Source organism: Pseudonocardia sp. 2-7, from assembly GCF_056341085.1.
The window spans coordinates 1304213-1326897 of the sequence record NZ_CP094507.1 but is presented as its reverse complement, the minus strand read 5'-3'; the positions used below and the strand labels follow the sequence as shown (position 1 = coordinate 1326897).

General features: G+C 74.7%; 21 protein-coding genes and 1 tRNA gene. 9 read left to right on the top strand and 13 right to left on the bottom strand.

The annotated features are described in order from the left end of the window. Positions 1–71 precede the first annotated feature (71 nt). Both MTO91_RS06690 and MTO91_RS06685 read left to right on the top strand, forming a co-directional pair. Positions 72–1028 (top strand): pyridoxal-phosphate dependent enzyme, encoded by a 957-nt coding sequence (locus tag MTO91_RS06690; protein WP_476654059.1) that lies wholly within the window; start codon positions 72–74, stop codon positions 1026–1028. 67 nt (positions 1029–1095) lie between these two features. Beyond that, a complete protein-coding gene (locus MTO91_RS06685) occupies positions 1096–2259 on the top strand; it encodes a flavin-containing monooxygenase (RefSeq protein WP_476654058.1) in 1164 nt (387 codons plus the stop codon). Here MTO91_RS06685 and MTO91_RS06680 read toward each other — a convergent pair. Both MTO91_RS06680 and MTO91_RS06675 read right to left on the bottom strand, forming a co-directional pair. Then, positions 2236–2757, bottom strand: a complete 522-nt coding sequence (locus MTO91_RS06680; protein ID WP_476654057.1) for a DUF2127 domain-containing protein — start codon at positions 2755–2757, stop codon at positions 2236–2238. The two genes, MTO91_RS06685 and MTO91_RS06680, sit on opposite strands and share 24 nt — an antisense overlap. Then, a complete protein-coding gene (locus MTO91_RS06675; protein ID WP_476654056.1) occupies positions 2754–3071 on the bottom strand; it encodes a YncE family protein in 318 nt (105 codons plus the stop codon). The genes MTO91_RS06680 and MTO91_RS06675 overlap by 4 nt, the downstream gene beginning before the upstream one ends. A 123-nt stretch (positions 3072–3194) precedes the next feature. Between MTO91_RS06675 and MTO91_RS06670 the strand changes: the two genes are divergently transcribed. Then, a complete protein-coding gene (locus MTO91_RS06670) occupies positions 3195–4928 on the top strand; it encodes an MFS transporter (protein ID WP_476654055.1) in 1734 nt (577 codons plus the stop codon). A gap of 78 nt (positions 4929–5006) precedes the next feature. Here MTO91_RS06670 and gndA read toward each other — a convergent pair whose 3' ends face one another. Together gndA and MTO91_RS06660 are read right to left on the bottom strand one after the other, a co-directional pair. Continuing rightward, positions 5007–6443 (bottom strand): NADP-dependent phosphogluconate dehydrogenase, encoded by a 1437-nt coding sequence (gndA, locus tag MTO91_RS06665; RefSeq protein ID WP_251786817.1) that lies wholly within the window; start codon positions 6441–6443, stop codon positions 5007–5009. A gap of 94 nt (positions 6444–6537) precedes the next feature. After that, positions 6538–7401 (bottom strand): alpha/beta fold hydrolase, encoded by an 864-nt coding sequence (locus tag MTO91_RS06660; RefSeq protein WP_476654054.1) that lies wholly within the window; start codon positions 7399–7401, stop codon positions 6538–6540. Between the two features lie 77 nt (positions 7402–7478). Between MTO91_RS06660 and MTO91_RS06655 the strand changes: the two genes are divergently transcribed. Both MTO91_RS06655 and MTO91_RS06650 read left to right on the top strand, forming a co-directional pair. Beyond that, positions 7479–8303, top strand: a complete 825-nt coding sequence (locus tag MTO91_RS06655) for a TSUP family transporter (protein ID WP_476654053.1) — start codon at positions 7479–7481, stop codon at positions 8301–8303. Positions 8304–8338: 35 nt separating this feature from the next. After that, positions 8339–10642 carry a UvrD-helicase domain-containing protein gene (locus MTO91_RS06650; RefSeq protein ID WP_476654052.1) on the top strand — a complete coding sequence of 768 codons (2304 nt, stop codon included), beginning with the start codon at positions 8339–8341 and terminating at the stop codon, positions 10640–10642. Here MTO91_RS06650 and MTO91_RS06645 read toward each other — a convergent pair. From MTO91_RS06645 to MTO91_RS06630, 4 genes are all read right to left on the bottom strand, one after another. After that, entirely contained in the window at positions 10639–11472 is an 834-nt protein-coding gene (locus tag MTO91_RS06645; RefSeq protein ID WP_476654825.1) for an SCO1664 family protein, read from the bottom strand. The two genes, MTO91_RS06650 and MTO91_RS06645, sit on opposite strands and share 4 nt — an antisense overlap. Before the next feature lie 50 nt (positions 11473–11522). Next, entirely contained in the window at positions 11523–12107 is a 585-nt protein-coding gene (locus MTO91_RS06640) for a DUF3090 domain-containing protein (RefSeq protein WP_476654051.1), read from the bottom strand. Positions 12108–12204: 97 nt separating this feature from the next. Next, positions 12205–12912 carry a histidine phosphatase family protein gene (locus MTO91_RS06635; RefSeq protein WP_073575458.1) on the bottom strand — a complete coding sequence of 236 codons (708 nt, stop codon included), beginning with the start codon at positions 12910–12912 and terminating at the stop codon, positions 12205–12207. 29 nt (positions 12913–12941) lie between these two features. Continuing rightward, positions 12942–13763, bottom strand: coding sequence for an undecaprenyl-diphosphate phosphatase (locus tag MTO91_RS06630; protein WP_476654050.1), 822 nt, complete (start codon positions 13761–13763; stop codon positions 12942–12944). Positions 13764–13931: 168 nt separating this feature from the next. On the opposite strand from MTO91_RS06630, the gene MTO91_RS06625 reads away from it, so the two are divergent. Both MTO91_RS06625 and MTO91_RS06620 read left to right on the top strand, forming a co-directional pair. Then, the gene (locus MTO91_RS06625) at positions 13932–14879 is read left to right on the top strand and encodes an aldo/keto reductase (RefSeq protein WP_208821301.1); all 948 of its coding nucleotides are present in this window, start codon (positions 13932–13934) and stop codon (positions 14877–14879) included. Between the two features lie 105 nt (positions 14880–14984). Then, positions 14985–15269 (top strand): DUF5703 family protein, encoded by a 285-nt coding sequence (locus tag MTO91_RS06620; RefSeq protein WP_062400830.1) that lies wholly within the window; start codon positions 14985–14987, stop codon positions 15267–15269. A gap of 13 nt (positions 15270–15282) precedes the next feature. Here MTO91_RS06620 and MTO91_RS06615 read toward each other — a convergent pair whose 3' ends face one another. From MTO91_RS06615 to MTO91_RS06605, 3 genes are all read right to left on the bottom strand, one after another. Beyond that, a complete protein-coding gene (locus tag MTO91_RS06615) occupies positions 15283–15660 on the bottom strand; it encodes a VOC family protein (protein WP_062400829.1) in 378 nt (125 codons plus the stop codon). Positions 15661–15705: 45 nt separating this feature from the next. Next, positions 15706–16476 (bottom strand): SDR family oxidoreductase, encoded by a 771-nt coding sequence (locus MTO91_RS06610; RefSeq protein WP_405418839.1) that lies wholly within the window; start codon positions 16474–16476, stop codon positions 15706–15708. A 74-nt stretch (positions 16477–16550) separates the two neighbouring features. Continuing rightward, positions 16551–17882 carry a M20/M25/M40 family metallo-hydrolase gene (locus tag MTO91_RS06605; RefSeq protein ID WP_251786812.1) on the bottom strand — a complete coding sequence of 444 codons (1332 nt, stop codon included), beginning with the start codon at positions 17880–17882 and terminating at the stop codon, positions 16551–16553. Between the two features lie 99 nt (positions 17883–17981). Between MTO91_RS06605 and MTO91_RS06600 the strand changes: the two genes are divergently transcribed. Then, positions 17982–18066: transfer RNA gene (locus MTO91_RS06600), tRNA-Leu, on the top strand. 174 nt (positions 18067–18240) lie between these two features. Here MTO91_RS06600 and MTO91_RS06595 read toward each other — a convergent pair. Further along, positions 18241–19434: an MFS transporter gene (locus MTO91_RS06595; protein WP_476654049.1), complete on the bottom strand. Its 1194-nt coding sequence runs from the start codon at positions 19432–19434 to the stop codon at positions 18241–18243. Positions 19435–19559: 125 nt separating this feature from the next. On the opposite strand from MTO91_RS06595, the gene MTO91_RS06590 reads away from it, so the two are divergent. Further along, positions 19560–20753: an aminotransferase gene (locus MTO91_RS06590; RefSeq protein ID WP_405418845.1), complete on the top strand. Its 1194-nt coding sequence runs from the start codon at positions 19560–19562 to the stop codon at positions 20751–20753. Positions 20754–20779: 26 nt separating this feature from the next. On the opposite strand, the gene MTO91_RS06585 is transcribed toward MTO91_RS06590, so the two are convergent. Continuing rightward, positions 20780–22672, bottom strand: a complete 1893-nt coding sequence (locus MTO91_RS06585; RefSeq protein ID WP_405418847.1) for an ABC transporter ATP-binding protein — start codon at positions 22670–22672, stop codon at positions 20780–20782. Positions 22673–22685: the final 13 nt, after the last annotated feature.

Genomic DNA, 22685 nt, shown 5'->3' with positions numbered 1-22685 from the left:
ACACGGTCGCCGCCCGGGGCGGCCCCGGACGGCCGCGGGGCCGGGGTTACGTTGCGGCGGTGGCGGACCAGGTGAGCATCGCAGACATCGAGACGGCGGCGGAGCGGATCGCCGGGGGCGTGGTGCGCACCCCGACCGTCCCCTCCCCCGGGCTGTCCGCGGCCCTCGGCGCGCCCGTGCTGCTCAAGCTGGAGCACCTGCAGCGGGCCGGGTCGTTCAAGCCGCGCGGGGTGCTGGCCAAGCTCGCGTCGCTGACCGGCGCCGAGCGCGCCGCGGGCGTCGTCGCGGTGTCGGGCGGCAACCACGGGCTCGCCGTCGCCGAGGTCGCGGGCGCCGCGGGGGTGGACGCGGTCGTCGTCATGCCGCGCACCGCGCCGGCCCGGTCGGTCGCCGCGGCCCGCGCCGCCGGTGCCGAGGTACGGCTCACCTCCGACATCGCGGCCGCGTTCGCGCAGGCCGGGGACCTGCAGCGGGCCGGGCGGACGCTGGTGCACCCGTTCGACGACCCGGTGATCGTCGCCGCGCAGGGCACCGTGGGGCTGGAGCTGGCCCGCGACGCCGTCGCTCTCGGCGAGCCGCCGACCGACGTGCTGGTCTCCATCGGCGGCGGGGCGCTGATCTCCGGGGTCGCCACCGCGGTCCACGCGCTGCTGCCCGGCACCCGGGTGTGGGGTGTGGAGACCGTCGGCGCCGAGGCGATGTCCGCCGCCCTGGCCGCGGGCGGCCCGACGCCCGTCACGATCTCGTCGGCGATCACCACGTTGTCCGCGCCGTCGGCGTCGCAGCTGACCTACGACCACGTCCGTGCCCTGGTGCACGAGGTCCTCGTCGTCGACGACGCCGAGGCCTGCCGCGGCACCCTCACCCTCGCCGAGCACGCCGGGATCTGGGCCGAGCCGGCCGCGGGCTGCCTGGTCCCGGCCGCCCGCCGGATCGTGCAGCGGCACCCGGACGCCCGGCTCGCCCTGGTGGTCTGCGGCGCCAACGCCGACGTCGCCGACGTGGTCCGCGCCGCGGCGCAGCCGTGATCACCGGTTGTGGCGCGCGGCGTCCGCGAGGCGGGCGTGATGCTCCGCAACCGGTGCTCGCCGCGGGATGACCGTGTGCGGCCGGGGCGTTGGCCCGGGTGTGGAGCGGACCGGGGTCGTGGTGATCGGCGCGGGCCAGGCGGGCCTGTCGGCGGCGGCCGGGCTGCGGCGCGGCGGGCTGGAGCCGGGCCCCGGTTTCGTCGTGCTCGACGGCGAGGACGGCCCCGGCGGGGCGTGGCGGCACCGCTGGCCGACGCTGCGGATGCGCACGGTGAACGGCATCCACGACGTCGCCGGGGTCCGCTCCGGGTTCGACGACCCCGGAGCCGACCCGGACCTCCCCGCGCGCGACGCCGTCCCGGCCTACTTCGGGCGCATCGAACGCGAGCTGGACCTGCGGGTCGTGCGCCCGGTGCACGTCCACCGGGTCTCCGACACCGGCGGGTCGCCGGACGCCGACGCCGGCGGGCCGCCGGCCGTCGACACCGGCGGGTCGCTGACCGTCGACACCGACCGCGGCACCTGGGTCGCCGACCACCTGATCAACGCCACCGGTACCTGGACCCGCCCGTTCGTCCCCGCCTACCCGGGCCTCGCGACGTTCCGCGGCACGAGCCTGCACGCCCGTGGGTACCCGGGTCCCGAGGCCATGGCCGGCCGGCGGGTCGTCGTGGTCGGCGGCGGGATCACCGCGGTGCAGCTGCTGCTGGAGATCGCCCCGTACGCCGCCGCGACGACCTGGGTCACCCGCCGGGAGCCCGAGTGGCACAGCACGCCGTTCGGGCCCGAGCAGGGGCGCGCCGCCGTCGCCCGGGTCGAGGAGCGGGTCCGGGCCGGGCTGCCGCCGCGCAGCGTCGTCGGCGTGACCGGGCTGGGGCTCACGCCCGGGGTGCGGGCCGGGATCGCGAGCGGGGTGCTGGCGCGCAGGCCGATGTTCACCCGGGTCGTGCCGGACGGGGTGGAGTGGTCCGACGGCACCCGCGCGCCCGCGGACGTGCTGCTGTGGGCGACCGGCTGGCGGCCCGCGCTGGGCCACCTCGCCCCGCTGCGGCTGCGCGGACCGGGCGGCGGGATCGTGATGGGCGGGCCGCGCGACACCGGCGTCGTCGCCGACCCGCGGGTGCACCTGGTCGGCTACGGCCCCTCGGCGAGCACGATCGGCGCCGACCGGGCCGGCCGCGCCGCGGCGCGCGCGGTCCTGGAGCGGCTACCGGTCGCGGCCGGCGCCTGAGTCGGCGGCCTCCCGGCCGAGCAGCCGGTACTCGCGGATCACCATCACGATGATCGCGAGGTCGAGCGCGGCGAGGAACGGCAGCACGACGGAGTGCGTGTGCCAGGCGTGGACCAGCTCGTACACGACGAACACCGCCAGGATCACCACCGCGGGCGGGTAGGCGGGTCGCCAGCGGGTCAGCAGCGCCGCGACCAGGCCGAGCTTGAGCACGCCGTGCAGCCCGAGGTAGACGATGACGAAGGTGCGGTCCCCGCCGGCGAAGCGGTCGACGCCCTCGGTCAGGTGCCGGGCCAGGGTGCCGTTCGGCGGACCGATCAGGTCGCGGGCGAGGATCTGCGCGACGACCCGGTGCAGCCAGTCCCCCGACACCAGCACCAGCGCGACGGCGCCCAGCAGCTCCGCCGCCCCGTCGATGCCCTTCACGACCAGGGCGACGCGGAACAGCTGCTCGGTCCGGCGGGCCGAGGTCGTCGTCGCCGTCGGTCCGGCGGTCACCGGGTGATCCCGGTGTGGCCGAGGGAGTAGCGGCCGGGCTGCGGCCACACGCACAGCCCGTGCGGGCCGTCACCGACCGGGATCCGCCGGATCAGGTGCCCGTCGTCGGTGGAGAGCACGTACACCTCCCGGTCGTCGCGCCCGGACAACCACAGGGTCCGGCCGTCGGCCGAGACGTTACCCATGTCGGGACTCGCCTTCCCGGGGATCCGCCAGAGCGCCTCCGTCACCGCGAGCAGGGCTGCGGCGGCCGCCGCGCGCAGCACCTCGCGCCGGGTCCTCCCGGCGGACGGCTCCACCCCTCGCCACCTCACGCCGCGGACTGTAGACCCCGTCCGACCTGGGAATTCCTTTACCCGAGGGAGGATCGGGACGGACCGGACGAGCCGGGCGAGACCGTGGCGCGAACACGCACCGGAGAGCTACAGTTATTAGCGATGCTCAACAACTCGGGACCGGCCGACCGGTACAAGTGGGTCGCACTGTCGAACACCACGATGGGCGTGCTGATCGTGACGATCAACATGTCGATCCTGCTGATCGCGCTGCCGGACATCTTCCGCGGCATCGGGATCGACCCGCTGGCGCCGGACAACATCGACTACCTTCTGTGGCTGATCATGGGGTACCTGGTCGTCACGGCGGTGCTGGTGGTCAGCTTCGGCCGGCTCGGCGACATGTACGGCCGCACCCGGATGTACAACCTGGGCTTCGCCGTCTTCACGGTGTTCTCGGTGCTGCTGGCCGCCACCTGGATGCAGGGCGACGCCGGCGCGGTCTGGCTGATCACGATGCGGGTGCTGCAGGGTGTCGGCGGGGCGCTGCTGCTCGCCAACTCCACCGCGATCCTGACCGACGCCTTCCCGGTGCACCAGCGTGGCCTCGCGCTCGGGATCAACTCCGTCGCGGCGATCGCCGGCTCGTTCCTCGGACTGGTCGTCGGCGGGGTGCTCGCCCCGGTGAACTGGCACCTGGTGTTCCTGGTGTCGGTCCCGGTCGGGGTGTTCGGCACGATCTGGGCCTACGCCCGGCTCCGCGACACCGGCGCCCGCCGCGCGGCGCGGATCGACTGGTGGGGCAACCTGACGTTCGCGGTCGGGCTCGTCGCCGTCCTGATGGGCATCACCTACGGCATCCAGCCCTACGGCGACGACGTCATGGGCTGGACCAGCCCCCTCGTCCTCGGCCTGATCCTCGGCGGGATCGCGGTGCTGGCGTTGTTCACCTGGATCGAGCGCCGGGTGCCCGAGCCGATGTTCCACGTCTCGCTGTTCTCGATCCGCGCGTTCACCGCGGGCAACATCGCGAGCCTGCTGGCCGCGCTCGGCCGCGGCGGGCTGCAGTTCATCCTGATCATCTGGCTGCAGGGCATCTGGCTGCCCGAGCACGGCTTCCCGTTCGAGACGACGCCGCTGTGGGCCGGCATCTACATGGTCCCGCTGACGATCGGGTTCCTCGTCGCCGGGCCGGTGTCGGGCATCCTGTCCGACCGCTACGGCGCCCGCGCCTTCGCCACCGTCGGGATGCTCGGTGCGGCCGCGACGTTCCTCGCGCTGCTGGCGCTGCCGGTGGACTTCGACTACCGGGCGTTCGCGCTGCTGCTGGCGCTCAACGGCCTGGCGATGGGCCTGTTCAGCTCCCCGAACCGGGCGGCGATCATGAACTCGCTGCCCGCGCACCAGCGTGGCGCCGGGGCCGGCATGACCTCGACCTTCCAGAACGCGGCGACGGTGCTGTCGATCGGGGTGTTCTTCTCGCTGCTCATCGCGGGCCTGTCGACGACGCTGCCCACGTCGCTGCACGACGGGCTCATGGCCCAGGGCGTGCCGGAGCTCGCGGCGGACCGGGTCGCGGCGCTGCCGCCGGTCGGGATCCTGTTCGCGGCGCTGCTGGGCTACAACCCGATCGCGACGTTGCTCGGCCCGCAGGTCCTCGGCGCGCTGGCGCCCGCACAGTCGGCGTACCTGACCGGACGGGAGTTCTTCCCGCAGCTGATCTCCGGCCCGTTCGCCGACGGGCTGACCTTCGCGCTCGGGTTCGCCGCCGTCGCCTGCCTGGTCGCCGCGGTGGCGAGCGCACTGCGCGGCGGGAAGTACCACCACGTCGACGGGCCCGTGGCGACCGACGGCGACGCGTCCGGCGCGGCGCGGCCGGCGGCCACCCGCGGCTGAGGGCCCGCCCGGCACACCGCGGCCCCGGCCCCGGCCCCATGGTGCCGGGGCCGGGCCGGGGTGTCACGGCGCGGGGGGTCAGTCCGCGGCGACCTCGCTGCCGTCCTGGCTCCAGCGGGTGTGGAACTTGCCGTCGGCGTCGGTGCGCGCGTAGGTGTGCGCGCCGAAGTAGTCGCGCAGCCCCTGGATGAGGTTGGCCGGGCCGCGCTCGCGACGGTAGCCGTCGTAGTAGGACAGGCTGGAGGAGAACGCGGGGATCGCCACGCCCTGCTCGGTCGCGGTCACCACGACCCGGCGCCACGCGTCCTGTGCGTTCGCGACGGCCTCGGTGAAGTACGGGACCATCAGCAGGTTGTCCAGGTCCGGGTGGGACTCGTAGGCCTCGGTGATCCGGTTGAGGAACTGGGCGCGGATGATGCAGCCACCGCGCCAGATCCGGGCCATCGCGCCGAGGTCGAGGTCCCAGTCGTTGGCCTGCGAGGCGGCGCGCATCTGCGCGAAGCCCTGGGCGTAGGCGACGACCTTGGACGCGTAGAGGGCCTGGCGGATGTCCTCGACGAGCTCGTCGCGGTTCTTCCCCGAGCCCGGGGTCGGGCCGCCCAGCGTGGTCGAGGCCTCCCGGCGCTCGTCGCGCAGGTTGGACAGCGTGCGGGCGAACACGGCCTCGGTGATGCCGGTCAGCGGGACGCCGAGGTCGAGCGCGTCGATGGCCGTCCAGCGGCCGGTGCCCTTCTGCTCGGCCTGGTCGACGATGACGTCGACGAGCGGCTTCCCGGTCTTCTCATCGGTCTTGGCCAGCACGATGCCGGTGATCTCGATGAGGAAGGACTCGAGGTCGCCCGAGTTCCACTCCTCGAAGATCGTCCCGATCTCCGGCGCGGACAGCCCGGCGACGTGCGTGAGCAGGTCGTAGGCCTCGGCGATGAGCTGGATGTCGGCGTACTCGATGCCGTTGTGCACCATCTTCACGTAGTGCCCGGCGCCGCCGGGGCCGACGTGGGTGCAGCACGGGGTGCCGTCGACGTTCGCGGCGATCGCGGTGAGGATCTCCTCGACCTCGCCGTAGGCCTCCTGCGGTCCGCCGGGCATGATGCTCGGCCCGTTGAGTGCGCCCTCCTCGCCGCCGGACACGCCGATCCCCATGAACCGCAGGCCCCGCTCCTCGCAGTACGCGGCGCGACGGTCGGTGTCGGGGAAGTGCGAGTTGCCGGCGTCGATGATGATGTCGCCGGAGTCGAGCAGCGGGGCCAGCTCGTCGATGACGGCGTCGACCGGCTTGCCCGCCTTCACCATGACGACGATCTTGCGCGGGGTCTCCAGCGCGTCGACGAACTCCTGCAGCGACTCGGTGCCGGTGAAGGCACCCTCGTCGCCGTAGTCCTTCATGAACTCGGTCGTCTTCGAGGTGGTGCGGTTGTGCACCGCCACCGGGAAGCCACGGCGGGCCATGTTGCGGGCGAGGTTCGCCCCCATCACCGCCAGCCCGGTGACCCCGATCCGGCTCTTCTCCGCCATCAGTGCTTCCTCCGTGTCGTTCCGACGCCGCTGTACCCGCCCCATCCTGGCCCGCGGCCCCCGGCGGCGCAGCGAGGAGCGCGTGTCCCCTCGGTCACCCCGCGAGGAAGTCGGCGAGCAGGGCGCTCGCGGTCTCCGGCGCCTCCTCCGGGATCCAGTGCCCGCAGCCCTCGACGCGCTCGAAGCGGAAGTCGTCGACGTACGCCGAGGAGCCCCGCATCTGCCCCTCGGTGAGCGCGAGGTCGCCGTCGCTCCACACCCCCATCGTCGGCACCGTGATCCGCGGGGGCTGGGGGATCGTGGTGGGCACGAACGTCGCCGGGTCGATGTTGGCGCGGTACCAGTTCAACGACGCCGTCAGGGCGCCCGGCCGGGACAGGTCGGCGAGCTGGCGGGCGGCCATCGGGTGTCCCTCGGGCAGCGTCGCGTGCAGCCAGCCGCGCAGGAACTGCCAGTCGTCGGCCGGCATCACCTGCTCGGCGACGCCGGGGAACTGGAACCAGAGCATGTACCAGGACATCGCCTTCTGCCGGAACCCCGCGGTGGCGAACGCGGCGGGATGCCCGACGGAGAACGCGGCGTAGCGGGTCACCCGCGGCGAGGCGAGGGTGAGGGCCCAGCCGAGGGAGGCGCCCCAGTCGTGCCCGGCGAGGGCGAACCGGTCGATGCCGAGCGCGTCCGCGACGCCGAGGACGTCGGCGGCCAGGGCCCGCATCCGGTAGTGCTCGACCTCGGCGGGCCGGTCGGAGTCCCCGAAGCCGCGCAGGTCCGGGACGACGACCCGGTACCCGGCCCCGGCGAGCGCGGTGGCCTGGTGGGTCCACAGGCTCGCGCGGTCCGGCCAGCCGTGCAGCAGCAGGACGGGGTCGCCGTCGCCGCCGGTGTCGTGCACGGACAGGGCGATCTCGGGCAGGGTCGTGCCGGGGACGGTGATCCGCTGCGGGGCCGGGAGGGTCATGGGCCGACCGTATCCCCGGTTCCCGCCCGCTGGGACGCCGCGCACGGCGGGACCGCCGTCGGGGTGACACTGGCCCGATGGTCCGCCTCTCCCCCGACACGGACCGGGACGGCCGGGCCGTGCCGGTGGGCGTGATCGGCCTGATCGGCGGCGTGGTCGGCGGGCTGATCGGCGGCGGCAGCGGAGTGCTGTTCGTGCCCGCGCTCGACCGGTTCACCGCGATGTCGCGGGCCCGGATCCACGGCTCGTCGACGATCGCGAACATCGGGGTCTGCGTCGCCGGTGCGGTCGCCTACGCGCTCGGCGGCGGTTCGCTGGACCTGCGGACCGGCGCCGGGCTGATCGTCGGTGGCACGGTCGGCGGGTGGATCGGGCCGAAGCTGCTGGCGCGCGCGTCGGAGACGCTGCTGCGGGTGCTGCTGGTGGCCGTACTGGTGCTGACGGCGGCGAAGCTGCTCGTCGACGCGCTGGGCGTGCCGCTGCTCGGCGGGGCGGTGGTGCCGGCGTCGCTGGTCGCCGATCCCTGGTTCCTGTACCCGACGGCGACGGTGGTCGGCCTGGTCATCGGCGCCTGGGCGGGTGCGATGGGACTCGGTGGCGGGCTGCTCGCGGTGCCGGCGATGGTGCTGCTGTTCGGCACGGACCTGCACGTCGCGGCCGGGACGTCGCTGCTGATGTTCATCCCGAGCTCGATCGTCGGGACGGTCGTGCACCTGCGGCAGGGCACCGCGTCCGGGAGGTGGGGCACGGTGCTGGCGCTGACCGCCGCACCGGGCACGGTGGCGGGCGCGTTCCTCGGCCTGGCGCTCGACGCGGTCGTACTGGGGCTGGTGTTCGGCACGTTCGCGACGGCGATGGCGCTGCGCGAGACGGTCGGACTCGTCCGCCGACGAGGGAGATGAGTGCGCAGGAGGCCGGGATCGCGCTACCCTGTGGGGTGCGCGCAGAACACGAGGACGTAACCGTACAGTCTCAGCATAACACGGATGGCAAGGCCCCGGCGACCACCCACTCCTCCTACGAGGCGGAGCTGACCCGCGAGACCCGGCACCTCCGCGGGCTGCACGCCCTGCTCGACGACGAGCTCGCCGCGGCGGGCGCGCAGGCCCGGGGCGCCGCAGCCGAGCGCGCCGGGGAGCAGCTCAGCGCGCGCTGGGAACGCGACGTGTCGGTGCACCGCGCCTCGGAGCGGGTGCGCACCCTCACCGCGGCCCGCGCGGGACTGTGCTTCGGGCGTCTCGACCACGTCGACGGGGCCGCCCCGACCCGGGTCGGCCGGATCGGGCTGACGGACCCGGCCGACGGCGAGAGCGCGCTGGTCGACTGGCGGGCCCCGGCCGCGCAGCCGTTCTACTGCGCCACCCCGGTCACCCCGCTCGGGGTGACCCGGCGCCGGCACTACACCGTCGCCGGCACCGCCCCGCACGAGCGGGTCGCCGGCTTCCACGACGACCTCCTCGACGGCGACGGGCCCGGCACCGGGACCGTGTCGGCGTCGGACCCCGCGCTCCTCGCCGCCCTCACCGCGCCGCGCGGGACCCGCATGCGCGACATCGTCACGACGATCCAGTCCGAGCAGGACGAGATCATCCGGCTGCCGCTGTCGGGCACCGTCGTGATCGAGGGCGGCCCCGGGACCGGCAAGACCGCCGTCGCGCTGCACCGGATCGCCTACCTGCTCTACACGCACCGTGACCGGCTCGCCCGCAGCGGCGTGCTGGTCGTCGGGCCGAGTGCGGGGTTCGTGCACTACGTCGGCGGTGTGCTGCCCGCGCTCGGCGAGTCCGCGGTCGTGTTCACCACCCCGGGACGCCTCGCGCACGGCGTCGTCGCCGACGCGACCGACCCGCCGGGGACGGCGCGGCTCAAGGGCGACCTCGCGATGGTCGACGTGCTGCGCCGCGCCGTCGGCGACCGCCAGGAGCTGCCCGGGGCACCGGTCGCGATCGGGATGGACGACGTCACCGTCGAGATCGACGCGACGCTGGCCGCCGAGGCGCGCCGGCGGGCCCGCGCCGCCGGGCAGCCGCACAACACCGCCCGCGCCACGTTCCGCGACATCCTCGGGCGGCTGCTCGTCGACCAGGGGCTGGAGCGGCTCGAGGTCGGTCTGGAGGACCCGCCGGAGCTCGCGGAGCTGCTGGCCGGGCTGGACATCCCGGAGATCGAGCCCGCCGGGGCGGCCGAGGTGTCGGCCGAGATGCGGGCCGAGCTGCGCGACGCGCTGCGCACCGACCCCCGGTTCCACGCGGCCGTCGAGCAGCTGTGGCCGGTGCTGACCCCGCAGCGGGCCCTGGCCGAGCTGTACGCCGACCCGGACCGGCTGGCCGCCGCGGGCGCTCCGGAGTCGCTGCGGCGGGAACCGGGCACGCCGTGGACCGTGGCCGACGCGCCCCTGCTCGACGAGCTCGCCGAGCTCCTCGGCCCGGTCCCGGACGGGACACCCGCCGCGGCACCGGAGCCGGACAGCGCCTACGCCGCCGAGGTGCTGACCGTGCTGGAGTCCGCGGACCGGTCGCTCGCCGGGGAGGACCCGGACGAGCTGCGGCCCACCGACTTCGTGACCGCGGACATGCTCGCGCAGCGGCACGTCGCCGGGGTGCCGCTGACCGTGGCCGAGCGCGCGGCGTCGGACCGGGACTGGCGCTACGGGCACCTCGTCGTCGACGAGGCGCAGGAGCTGTCCGCGATGGACTGGCACGTGCTGCTGCGGCGCTGCCCTGCGCGGTCGATCACCGCGGTCGGCGACCTCGCCCAGCGCAGCGCCCCGGCCGGCGCCCGGGCCTGGGCCGACGTGCTCGCCCCGCACCTGGCCGGACGCTGGACGCACCGCACGCTGACGGTGAACTACCGGACGCCGTCGGAGATCATGGACGCCGCCGCGCGGGTGCTGGCGACCTACGCCCCGGACCGTCGCCCGCCGGAGTCGGTGCGCAGCACCGGTGAGCAGCCGTGGACCCGCACGGTCCCGGCCGGGGAGCTCCGCGCCGCGGTCCGCGCCGCCGTCGACGACGAGCGGGCCCGCACCGCCGACGGGACGGTCACCGTCATCGCCCCGCCCGGCACCGACCTGGGGTCACCCGGCGTGCCGGTGCACACCCCGGTGTCGTCGAAGGGCCTGGAGTTCGACGCCGTCGTGATCGTCGACCCGGAGCGGATCCGGGCGGCCGACCCGGCGGACCTCTACGTCGCGATGACCCGCGCGACGCAGCGGCTCGGGCTCCTGGATGTGACCGGCTAGAACGCCGGCCAGGGGATGGCCGGGCCGTAGCCGTCCGGGCCGGGGAAGCGCGGCTCGGCGAGCAGGTGGTCGATCCGGGAGCGCAGCGCCGCGACCTCGCGGCGGGTGACGTGCTCGCCGAGGACGTCGGCGAACTCGCCCGCCAGCCGGGCGCGCAGCTCCTTGAGGACGGCCGTCTGCTCCTCGCCGAGCTCGTCCCCGACCCAGCCCCACAGGACGGTGCGCAGCTTCGGCTCGGTGTGCAGGGTCAGGCCGTGGTCCACGCCGTAGACGTCGCCGTCCCCGGCGAGGATCACGTGCCCGCCCTTGCGGTCGGCGTTGTTGACGACGACGTCGAACAGCGCCATGTCCCGCAGCTGCGGGTGGTCGGCGTGGACCAGCACCACCGGGTCCCCCGCGCCGTCCCGGGCACGGAGCACCGGCAGCCAGCCGCCGGGGATCTCGTGCGGCTCGCACAGCTCGACCAGCGACTCGGTGGCGAGCTGGACGGTCTCCTCGGTGATGTCGCCGTCCAGCTCGTCGCCCGCGCCGTCGGCGGGCGGCTCGGACAGGGCGCTCTCGTCACCCGAGGAGACCCAGGCCTGCACCATGCCGGTCCCGAACGGGGCCTGGTCGCGCAGCACCGTGGGCGGGACGACGTCGAGCCCGGAGATCTGGGAGACGAGGAAGGCACCGACCTCGCGCCCGGCGAGGGTGCCGTCCGGGAAGTCCCACAGCGGGCGCTCCCCGCGCACCGGCTTGTACACGCAGCGCAGCTCGACGCCGTCGAGGGAGACGGTGCCGAACAGGGTGGCGTTGGAGGCGTCGACCATCCGGCCGGTGATGTCCATGCGGCCGGTGCGCAGGACCTCGAACACCGCGGGGTCGCGCAGGTCGAGCGTCACTCCGTCCCGGCCACGGGGTTGCGGTCGTGATAGCCGTTGAGGCGCACGCAGACGTGGCCCGTCGGGTCGAGTGGCTCGGCACACAGCGGGCACGGGGCACGGCCGGCGTCGACGACCTTCTCGGCGCGCTCGGCGAAGGCCTTCGCCGCCGTCGGGGACAGGAACACGCGCAGCGCGTCCGGGCCCTCCTCGGTGTCGTCGAGGACGACCGACTCGTCGATCTCCTCCTCGGTGACCGCGAGCAGCTCGACGACGATCGAGCTCGAGTCGGCGTCCCAGCCCAGCCCCATCGTCCCGACCCGGAACTCCTCCTCCAGCGGGACCGCGAGCGGGTCGTTGTCCGAGGACCCCGTGGTCACGGTCGCGCCGAGCAGGTTGTCCTCGCCGAAGCGCTTGGACACCTCGCCCAGCAGCGCCGTGATGCGTTCGGCGAGCACCGAGACCTGCTGTTTCTCCAGCAGCACACTGATCGTGCGGCTGCTCTCGATCGCCTGCAGGTAGAAGGCGCGATCGCCGGGCTCGCCGACGGTCCCGGCCACGAAGCGGTCGGGTCGGCGGAAGACGTGGATGACGCGTGCCATGACCCTTCCCAGGGTAGGCGTATCCGGCTGCGGGGGCATCCCCGCGGTCACCTGTGGGTGCGTCCACCAGGGACGATGCGAGGTGGATCACCCCGCCTCACGCGTTCGTGGAACCCCCGACCACGGCGTCGGAGGCGTTCACCGGCTGTTCCTCGCCCTCGGCGGGCTTCGGCTTGGGGACCAGGCTCGCGACGTCGCCGGACTGCTCGTTCATCCGCGCGACGAACGGCCGCAGCTCGGTGTAGGTGACGACGCTCACCGAGCAGGTGTCGACGACGATCCGCTGGAAGTTGTCGAGGTGGCTGGCCAGCGCGTCGGCGAGGATCGCCTTGATCACGTCACCGTGGCTGCAGGCCAGGACGATCGCGTCCTCGCCGTGCTCGGCCCGGACCCGGGCGACGTGGCGACGCACCGCCGCGACCGAGCGGGCCTGCATCCCGGCCAGGGACTCGCCGTCCGGGAAGGTCGCGGCCGACGGGTGCGCCTGGACGACCTTCCACAGGTCCTCCTTGAGCAGGTCGGTGATCTTCCGCCCGGTCCACGCGCCGTAGTCGACCTCGGCCAGGTCGTCCTCGACGACCGGCTCCAGGCCGCGGGCCGCCGCGAGCGGCGCGACGGTCTGGCGGCACCGCTCCAGCGGGGAGGTCACGACCGAGGCGATCGGCAGGGCCGCGAGCCGGTCGACGACGGCCGCCGCCTGCTCCCGGCCGCGGTCGTCGAGCTCCACGCCCGGGGTGCGCCCGGCCAGCACGCCCGCGGTGTTCGCGGTGGACCGGCCGTGCCGCAGCAGGATCAAGGTCGTCACGCCGACCGAGGCTACGGGAGCGAGGGCGGTCAGTACGCGCTGACCGCGCCGAGCGACAGGGCGGCGAGCAGGGCGACGCCCAGCGCGATCCGGTAGGCGACGAACACGTAGACGGTGTTGTTCTCCACGAAGCGGAGCAACCAGGCGATCACCGCGTAGCCGACGACGAACGCGACCAGCACGGCCACGAGCATCTGCGGCCCGGACGGGCCGTCGCCGGCGAACACGTCGGGCAGCGTGAACAGGCCGGCACCGAAGACCGACGGGATCGCCAGCAGGAACGAGTACCGCACGATCGCGGGCCGGGTCAGCCCCAGGAACAGGCCGGCGGTGATCGTGCCGCCGGACCGCGAGACGCCCGGGATCAGCGCCATGGCCTGGGCGAAGCCGAGCAGGATGCCGTCCTTGACGGTGATCCGTTCGACCGGCTTGACCTGCTTGCCGAAGCGCTCGGCCAGGCCGAGCAGGACACCGAACACGATCAGCGTGGTCGCGACCAGCCAGAGGTTCCGGGCGACGCCCTCGATCTGGTCCTTGAACAGCACCCCGAGCACGGCGATCGGGACCGACCCGATGATGACCAGCCAGGCCAGCCGGTAGTCGTCGGTGGCGCGGACCTCCGCGTCGCGGAACCCGCGCACCCAGGTGAGGAACAGGTGCCAGATGTCCTTGGCGAAGTAGACGATCACCGCGGCCTCGGTGCCGAGCTGGGAGACGGCGGTGAACGCCGCCCCCGGGTCCCCGCCGAAACCGACCGCCGAGACGATCCGCAGGTGCGCCGAGGAGGACACCGGGAGGAACTCGGTGAGCCCCTGGACGATCCCGAGGACGACGACCTCGAGCCAGCTCACGAACGGCTCCCGTCGCGGCCGCGGTCCGGCGTGCTCCGGTCCGGGGTCGTCCGGTCCTGGCGGCTCGGCTCCTGGTTGATCACGGGCCGTCACCGTACTCGCCGAGACGGGGGTCACTCTGCGCGCCCTCACCGGTCCCGCGGGCCCGCGCGCCTAGGCTCGACGACCGTGCAACGCAGACCGGTGGGCGGCAGCGGCCTCGAGGTGTCGCGGGTCGGTCTGGGCACCATGACCTGGGGCGAGGACACCTCCCCGGCCGACGCCGCGGACCAGCTGCGCGCGTTCGTCGACGTCGGCGGGACCCTCGTCGAGACCGCCGAGGACTACGGCGGCGGCGCCGCCCAGCAGGTGCTCGGCGGGCTGCTGCGGGGCACCGTCCGTCGCGACGACGTCGTCCTCGCCGGGCGCGGCACGGCAGCCCCCGACGCGGGTGAACGGGCCTCGCGGACCGCGCTGCTGCGCTCACTGGACCGCACGCTGCGCCGGCTGGGCACCGAGCACCTGGACCTGTGGCAGTTCCCCGGCTGGGACCCCCGGGTGCCGCTGGACGAGACGCTGTCCGCGGTGCAGGTCGCCGTCTACTCCGGACGGGTGCGCTACGCCGGGCTGGTCGCCCCGGCCGGCTGGCAGCTGGCGACCGTCGCGGGTGGCGCCACCGCCGGGCCCGACCCGGCCGTCTGCCGTCCGGTGTCGGCGCAGGTGGAGTACTCGCTGCTCGCCCGGGAACCGGAGGCCGAGCTCCTGCCCGCCGCCCGGCACCACGGCCTTGGGCTGCTGGCCTGGGCCCCGCTGGGCCGGGGAGTGCTGACGGGCAAGTACACCGACGGCACCCCGGCGGACTCGCGGGGCGCGAGCGCGCTGCTGGCCTCGTACGTGGAGGCGCGCCGCACCGAGCACTCGGCGCGGATCGTCCAGTCGGTCCTCACCGCCGCCGACGGGCTCGGCACCTCGCCGCTGTCGGTGGCGCTGACCTGGGTGCGGGACCGCCCGGGGGTCGCCTCGGCCGTCGTCGGGGCGCGGGACGCGGCCCAGCTGCGGGCCTCGCTCGCAGCCGAGGACCTCGTGCTGCCCGCCGAGATCCGCACCGCGCTCGACGACGTGAGCGACCCCGTCTGAGCCTCCCCCGCCGGCCCGGGTGCCCTTTACAGTGGGAATGCCCGACGCGACACCCGCCGTTCATCCGGTGGGCACCGACGAGCACGGCACGACCGGGAGGCACGCATGACCGAGGGCGCTGGGAACGGGTCGGAGGACTCCGCCGCCGGGAATCGGGTGGCCGGGACTCGGGACGGCGACGGCTGGACCGACGACCGGTACGAGTACCGCCCGGTGCGCATCGAGGGGGACGTCTCCCGGCTGACGGCGTCGGTGCGGCTGGCGATCCAGGCCGAGTTCTCCGGCTGGGAACTGTCCCGGCTGCGCCTCTACCCCGGCGGAGTGCGCAAGATCGTGCTGCGACGACGGCTCGGTGCCCAGCAGGGCCTGCTGCCCGAGCCCACCTTCTGACGGTCCCCGCCCGTCAGCCGCCGTAGGGCACCGTGATGAGCTCCATGCGGTGCCCGGACGGGTCGTCGAAGTACACGCCCCGGCCGCCGTCGTGGGTGTTGATCTCGCCGGGACGGCTCCCGCCGGGGTCGGCCCAGTACTCCTGGCCGCGGGCGGTGATCCGGGCGAACGCGGCGTCGAACTCGTCGTCGGAGACCAGGAACGCGTAGTGCTGCGGGACGATCGTCGCCGGGTCGGCGTCCATGAAGTCCAGGTCGACGCCGTTCGCGACGCGCACGACCCGGAACGGCCCGAACGACGTCGGCTCGGGCAGCCCCAGGATCTCGGTCAGGTACGCCGCCCCGGCGCGCTTGTCACGGGAGTGGACGATGGTGTGGTTCAGCTCGGCCATGCCCCCAGGATGTGACCTGCACCGCAGTCGAGGTCAAGACCCGGCTCAGGCGTCCTGCCAGCCGACCTCCGGCGGCGTGCCCGCCCCGCGCGGGCTGGGCACCCCCCGGAAGCCGTAGGGCGCGGGCTCGCGGCCGGGCTGCACGTACCAGCACTCCCCCGGCTCGCCCCGCTCCAGGATCTGCTCGACGGCCGCGGCGACGTCGTCGGCCCCCAGCAGCGGGAAGTCGCCGAACTGGGCGCGGACGTTGCCGATCAGCGGGGTGTCGGCGAACCCGGGGCACACGGCGGTGACCCGGATGCCCTCCCCCGCCAGCGCCGGGCCCGCGGCCCGGACGTAGCCGACGACGGCGTGCTTGGTCGCGGTGTAGAGCGCGTCGCCGGGCAGGCCGATCAGCCCGGCCAGCGACGCGGTCGCCACCACGTGACCGCCCCCGGCGCGGCGCAGCGCCGGGACGGCGGCGTTGAGCCCGAACACCACGTGGTCGAGGTTCACGCCGAGGATGCGCCGGTAGCCGTCCAGGTCGAGGTCGGTGACGCCGGACTGGCCCGCCGTGACGCCGGCGTTGAGCAGCACGATGTCGAGCCGCCCGAAACGCTCCTCGGCCGCGGCCACCGCGGCGGCCATCGCCGCGGGGTCGGTGACGTCGGCCGCGTGGGCGAGCCCACCGGCCCTCTCCGCGACGGCCGCGGCGCCGTCGGCGTCCCGGTCGACGACCACGACCTGCGCACCCGCCGCCACCAGCCGGTCGACCGCGGCCGCGCCGATGCCCGACGCGCCTCCGGTGACCAGGGCGACCTTGCCCGAGAGATCCATGCCGCCACCCTGCCACCCGGCGGCCGGTGCCGTCACGGAGCGGGGTGCCGGGCCGGCCGGGCCCGGCGTCCCCGTCACACCGTGCGCAGGAAGCGGTCGAGCACCCGGGTGCCGAACCTCAGCGCGTCCACCGGCACCCGCTCGTCGATGCCGTGGAACAGCGACGCGAAGTCCAGCTCCGGGGGCAGCCGCAGCGGCGCGAAGCCGTAGCACTTCATGCCCAGCGTCGAGAACGCCTTCGCGTCGGTCCCCCCGGACAGCATGTACGGGACGATCTCGGCGGTCGGGTCCTCGGTGCGCAGCGCGGCCTGCATCGCGTCGGTCAGCGCACCCTCGAACGGCGTCTCGACGGCCGGCAGGTCGGTGACCCACTCGCGCTCGACGTCCGGGCCGAGCAGCTCGTCGACCTCGCGCAGGAACGCCTCCTCGCGGCCCGGCAGCACCCGGCAGTCGACGACCGCCTCGGCCGTCGACGGGATGACGTTGGCCTTGTACCCGGCGTTGAGCATCGTCGGGTTCGCGGTGTCCCGCACGGTCGCGCCGATGATCCGCGAGATCGGTCCGAGCTTGGCCAGGGCGCCCTCGAGGTCGTCCTCCGGGTACTCGACGCCGGTCAGCTCGGTCATCCGGTCCAGGAACGCCTGCACCGTGTCGGTGATCGTGAGCGGGAAGGTGTGGTTCCCGAGCCGGGCGACGGCCTCGGCCAGGATGGTGACGGCGTTGTCGTCGTGCAGGAACGAGCCGTGGCCGGGCTTGCCCTTGGCCCGCAGCCGCATCCAGGCGATGCCCTTCTCCGCGGCCTCGATCAGGTACGCCCGCTGGTCCTCACCGAGGGTCAGCGAGAACCCACCGACCTCGCCGACGGCCTCGGTGCACCCCTCGAAGAGATCGGGCCGGTGCTCGACCAGCCACTGCGCGCCCCACTTCCCGCCGGCCTCCTCGTCGGCGACGAAGGCCCACACGATGTCCCGCGGCGGCACGACACCCTCGCGCTTGAAGCGGCGGGCGACCGCCAGCATCATCGCGTCCATGTCCTTCATGTCGACGGCGCCGCGGCCCCAGACGTAGCCGTCCTGCACGGCCCCGGAGAAGGGGTGCACCGACCACTCGCCCGCGTCCGCGGGGACGACGTCGAGGTGGCCGTGCATCAGCAGTGCACCGCGGGTGCGGTCGGCGCCCTCGAGCCGGGCGATCACGTTCATCCGCCCGGGCATGCCGGACTCGACGAGCTCGACGTCGTAGCCGACCTCGCGCAGCTTGTCCGCCACGTAGTCGGCCGCCTCGGCCTCACCGACGAGGGTCTCCGGGTCGGCGGTGTTGGTCGTGTCGATCCGGATCAGCTCCGAACACAGCTGCACGACCTCGTCCTCGGCACTGCTCGGGTCGTCGTTCGCTGAAGCGGTCATGGGCGTCGTTCTACCACCGGCGACGCGTGCCGACCCCGCCGCAACCCGGCCGTGGGCCTCGGCTATGCTTCCCCCACGACGCGATCGAGAGATCGCGACGTCCGAGTGGCGGAATGGCAGACGCGCTAGCTTGAGGTGCTAGTCCCCGTATAAGGGGGTGGGGGTTCAAGTCCCCCCTCGGACACACATCCTCCGAAACCGGTCACGGTCCTCCGTGGCCGGTTTCGTGCGTTCCGGGCCCGTCGCCCATCCGTGAGGGAGGATCGGCGCGGCGTGGTCGTCGCGGGGCGGCCGGGACACGCGACGCCGCGCCACCACCGGCGGCAGGTCCCGGGGGCACGGGCACGGCCCGGCCGGGTCACCGCGGATCACGGACCCGGGTGCCGACGGCCAGCACCGCCCCCACCGCGGCGGCCCCGGCGAGCACCGCGAACAACTGCGGGTAGCCCCCGAGCGGCCCGGCCAGCGCCGCGCCGGCCCACGGCGAGACCGCGACCGCCACCGTCGCGGGCGCCGACAGCAGCCCGCCGAGCCGCCCGTAGAACCGCGACGGCCACCGGTCCGACACCGCTGTGGCCTGCAGCAGCGTCGTGATCCCACGGGCCGCGCCGGTCAGCACCGCCGCGCCGACCAGCAGCCACGCCGGGCCGGGCAGCAGTCCCAGCAGCGCGGTCGACGCGGCCAGCGCCACCAGGACGAGCACCGCCCGTGCCGGTGGGGCCACCCGTCCCACGGCACGGGTGTAGAGGGCACGCCCGGCGACCTGCCCGACCCCGCCGAGCCCCAGCGCCCAGGCCGCCGTCTGTACGTCGAGTCCCCGCTCGATGAGCAGCGGCACCTGGTTCACCGCGACCGCGAACCCGCAGAACGTGCCGAGGAACACCGCGGCCACGGTCAGCAGGAACGGGCGGCTGCGCGCGATCGCGCCCGGGTCGGCGTGCTCGGGCGGGGCGGGTGCCTCCGGCCACGGGCCGCGCAGCCCGAGCAGGTGCGCGGGGACCGTCACGACCAGCAGGACGACGGCGAGCACCAGGTAGGTGCCGCGCCAGCCGAACCCGCCGAGCAGCGCCGCCGACATCGGAGCGAACACCGTGCTGGCCAGGCCGCCGGCCAGGGTGAGCCCGGTCAGCGCGCGCACCCGGTCGCTCCCCCACCAGCGGGTCAGCGCCGCGAACGCGGGCGGGTACAGCGTCGCGGACTGCGCGAGCCCCGCGACCAGCCACGCGACGAGGAACCACGGCCAGGACGGCGCGACCGCGATCCCGACGACGGCGGGCACCCCCAGCAGCGATCCGGCCGTCATCACCCAGCGCGGGCCCCACCGGTCCAGCAGCCGTCCGACGACGATCCCGGCCAGCGCGGACACCCCGAGGCCCGCGGAGAACGCGCCGGTCACCGCGCTCACCGACCAGCCGGTGTCCGCCGAGATCGACGGCGCGAGCACCGGGAACGCGTAGTAGAGGACGCCCCAGCTGGTGATCTCGGTGAGGCACAGGACGAGCAGGACCCGGCGGCGGAACCCCGCGCCGGGCGCCGTGCGGACCTCGACCACCGTGCCACCTCGCAACGCCTCGTGCGGCGACCGTATCCCGAGGGTCGCTGGACCGCCCCGGGCCGCGTCGGCGACGATCGGACCGCAGGACCGACGCAGGACGACCCGGAAGGCGGCATCCCACGGTGCGACTCGACCCCACGACGGCGGCCGGCAGCGACTCCCCCATCGGTGCGGCCCTCGCGCTGGCCGGCGAGCGGGACCCGGCGCGGAACGCGACGCACCCGTTGCTGGACCTGTCGCAGGCCGCGCCGCCGTACCCGCCGGCACCCGAGGTCGTCGAGCGCGTCGTCGAGGTCGCACGGGACCCCGGCCTGTCCGGCTACGCGCCGGTGCCGGGCATCCCGCCGCTGCGGCGGGCGATCGCCGACGAGCTGGCCCGCGAGCACGGCGGGGACCTCACCCCCGACGACGTCGTGGTCACCGCGGGCTGCAACCAGGCGTTCGCCGTGGTCGCCGACGCGCTCGCCGGTCCGGGCGACGAGGTGATCTCGCCGCTGCCCTACTACTTCAACCACGACATGTGGCTGCGGATGCGCGGCGTCACGCCGGTGTACCTGGAGCCCGACGCCGACCTGGTCCCGCGGGCCGCCGACGCCGAGGCGCTCCTCACCCCGCGGACCCGGGCGATCGTGCTGGTCACCCCGGGGAACCCGAGCGGGGTGACGGTCCCGCCCGAGGAGATCACCGCGTTCGCCGAGCTGGCCCGGCGCCACGACATCGCGCTCGTCCTCGACGAGACCTACCGCTCGTTCCGCCCGGACACGACCGAGCCGTCGCACACGCTGTTCGCCGACCCGGCGTGGCGTTCGACCGTGGTCGGCCTGCACTCCTACTCCAAGGACCTGGCCATCCCGGCGTACCGGGTCGGATCGGTGATCGCGGGCCCCGAGCTGCGACGCCAGGTGCTCAAGCTGCTCGACTGCATCGCCATCTGCGCACCGCGGACCGGGCAGGAGGCCGCGGTGGCCGGGCTCACCCGCGCCGGGGCGTGGCGGGCCGACCGGGTCGCGGAGATCGCCCGGCGGCGGGAGTGGGTCGGTGCCGCACTCGCCGACCGGCCGGGTGGGTTCGAGGTCGCCGCCCTCGGCGGGTTCTTCGCCTGGGTGCGCCATCCGTTCCCGGACCGCCCGACCCTCGACGTCGTCCGGACGCTGCTGCTCGACCACGACACCCTGACCATCCCCGGCACCGCGTTCCTGCCCGACGACCGGCAGATGCTGCGGCTGTCGGTGGGGCGGGTGGACGAGGCGGCCGCGGCGCTGCTGGCCGAGCGGCTCGCCGAGGCCGGGCGGCGGGCGGGGGTGGTCACCGGCTGACCCCGGCTGGGACGCGGCCGCACGGCTCACAGGTCGGCGTAGGCGGCCCCCTGCAGGGTGAAGAGCTCCCGGTAGGGGCCGTCGTTCGCCATGAGCTCGGCGTGCGTGCCCTGCTCGATGATGCGGCCGCGGTCGAGTACGACGATGCGGTCCACGCCGCGGATGTTCGCCAGGCGGTGCGTGACGAGGACGGTGATCCGGTCACGGCCACCGGACAGCTCGCGCAACGCGCCGAACACGGCGTGCTCGGCACGGGCGTCCAGGGCGGCCGTCGGTTCGTCGGCGACGACGACGGCCGCATCGCGGTAGAGACCACGCGCGACCGCGATGCGCTGCCACTGCCCACCGGACAGATCCCGACCGCCCTGGAACGCCCGGGACAGCACCGTCGCGCCGCCGTCCGGCAGGTCGTCGAGCACCGCGCGGGCCCCGGACCGCTCGACGGCGTCGGCCAGCGCGGTCCCACCGGCGTCGGGGCGGTCGAGGCGGCCGAGGCGGATGTTGTCCTCCGCCGACACCGGCCAGTGCACCGGTTCCTGCAGCACGAGGGCCACCCGGTCGTGGAGTGCGCGCTGGTCGAGGCCGCCGGTGTCGAGGCCGTCCCACCGGACGCTGCCGGTCTGCGGCCGATAGAGCCCGACCGCGAGCTTGGCGAGCGTCGACTTCCCCGAGCCGTTCTCCCCCACCAACGCGACGACCTCGCCGCGGCGGAGGGTGAGGTCGATCCCCGCCAGTGCCGGATCGGGCTGGCCGGGGTAGGTGAAGGTGACGCCGGAGAAGCGGATCTCGTCCGGATCGCCGGCGGGCGCAGCGGTCCCGCGGGACCGGCGGTCGCGCGCTTCGACGAGACACCGGTCGTAGAGCTCGGCGAACAGTCCGGCGTCGAACAGGTTGTTCACCCCCAGCACCACCCCCACCGCTGACGACGTCGCGGTCCGGAGCGCGAGGACCCCCGTACCCGCCAGCGCCAGCGGGAGCCATCCGCCGTGGAGCAACAGGCCGAGAACCGCATACCCCGCTCCGGCCCCGACGCCCCCGAGGACGCGGCCGACCGCGGTGACGAGCGTGGCGCGGTGGCCGACCCGGACGGATTCCTCCGCGACCACCGCGGCGATGCGCGCGTGCTCGGCCAGGAGTGTGTCCTGCACGGTGAAGGCGCGGACCTCGGCCGCGTCGCCGCGGCTGGTCAGCAGGCCACCGCTGATGGCGAGACGTCGGTGGTTGGCCATCATCCGCAGGTGGGACAGGAAGGTGTTGCGGATCGTGCGCAGGGTCGCCCACGCCTGCGGCAGGGCGGCGAGGAGCACCACCGGGACCAGCAGGGGATGGACCACGCCCACCGTGGCGGCCGCGGCGAGCAGGCCGATGCAGTTCCCGAGCAGGTCGCCGACCATCCGGACGCCCTCCCTGATCCGGGCCGTCGCCTGATCGGCCCGCTGCACGAGCAGCGTGAAGTCGGCGTCGTCGAAGGCGATCAGCTCGACCCCGGCGACGTGCTCCAGCAGCTCGCGCTCGACCAGTCGCTCGACCCGGGGCGCGAGCGTCGTCGTGACGGCACGGACGGCGAGCTCGAGGGCTGCGCGCGCCGACAGTGCCGCCACGACGAGGGCGACGGCCGGCAGGGACGCCACCACCCGTTCCGGGGTCGGACCGTCCGCGAGCAGCCGGGTGAACACGTCGGCCGTGGCGAGCAGTCCGAACGCGGTCGCGACACCCGCCAGCAGATGCACGATCCCGGCCAGCAGCGTCCATCCCGGCGCGGCCCGCCACGCCCACCGGGTCAGCGACATCGCGGTCCTCGGCACCGACCGGGCGACGGCGAGGACCCCGGCCTCGGCGGCCACCTGCATCGTCCGCGCCCACTCCGGGACCGCCAGGTCCTCGATCCCGATCAGCGGCCGCGCCGCCCGTTCCGCCATGGCCGGCAGTGTG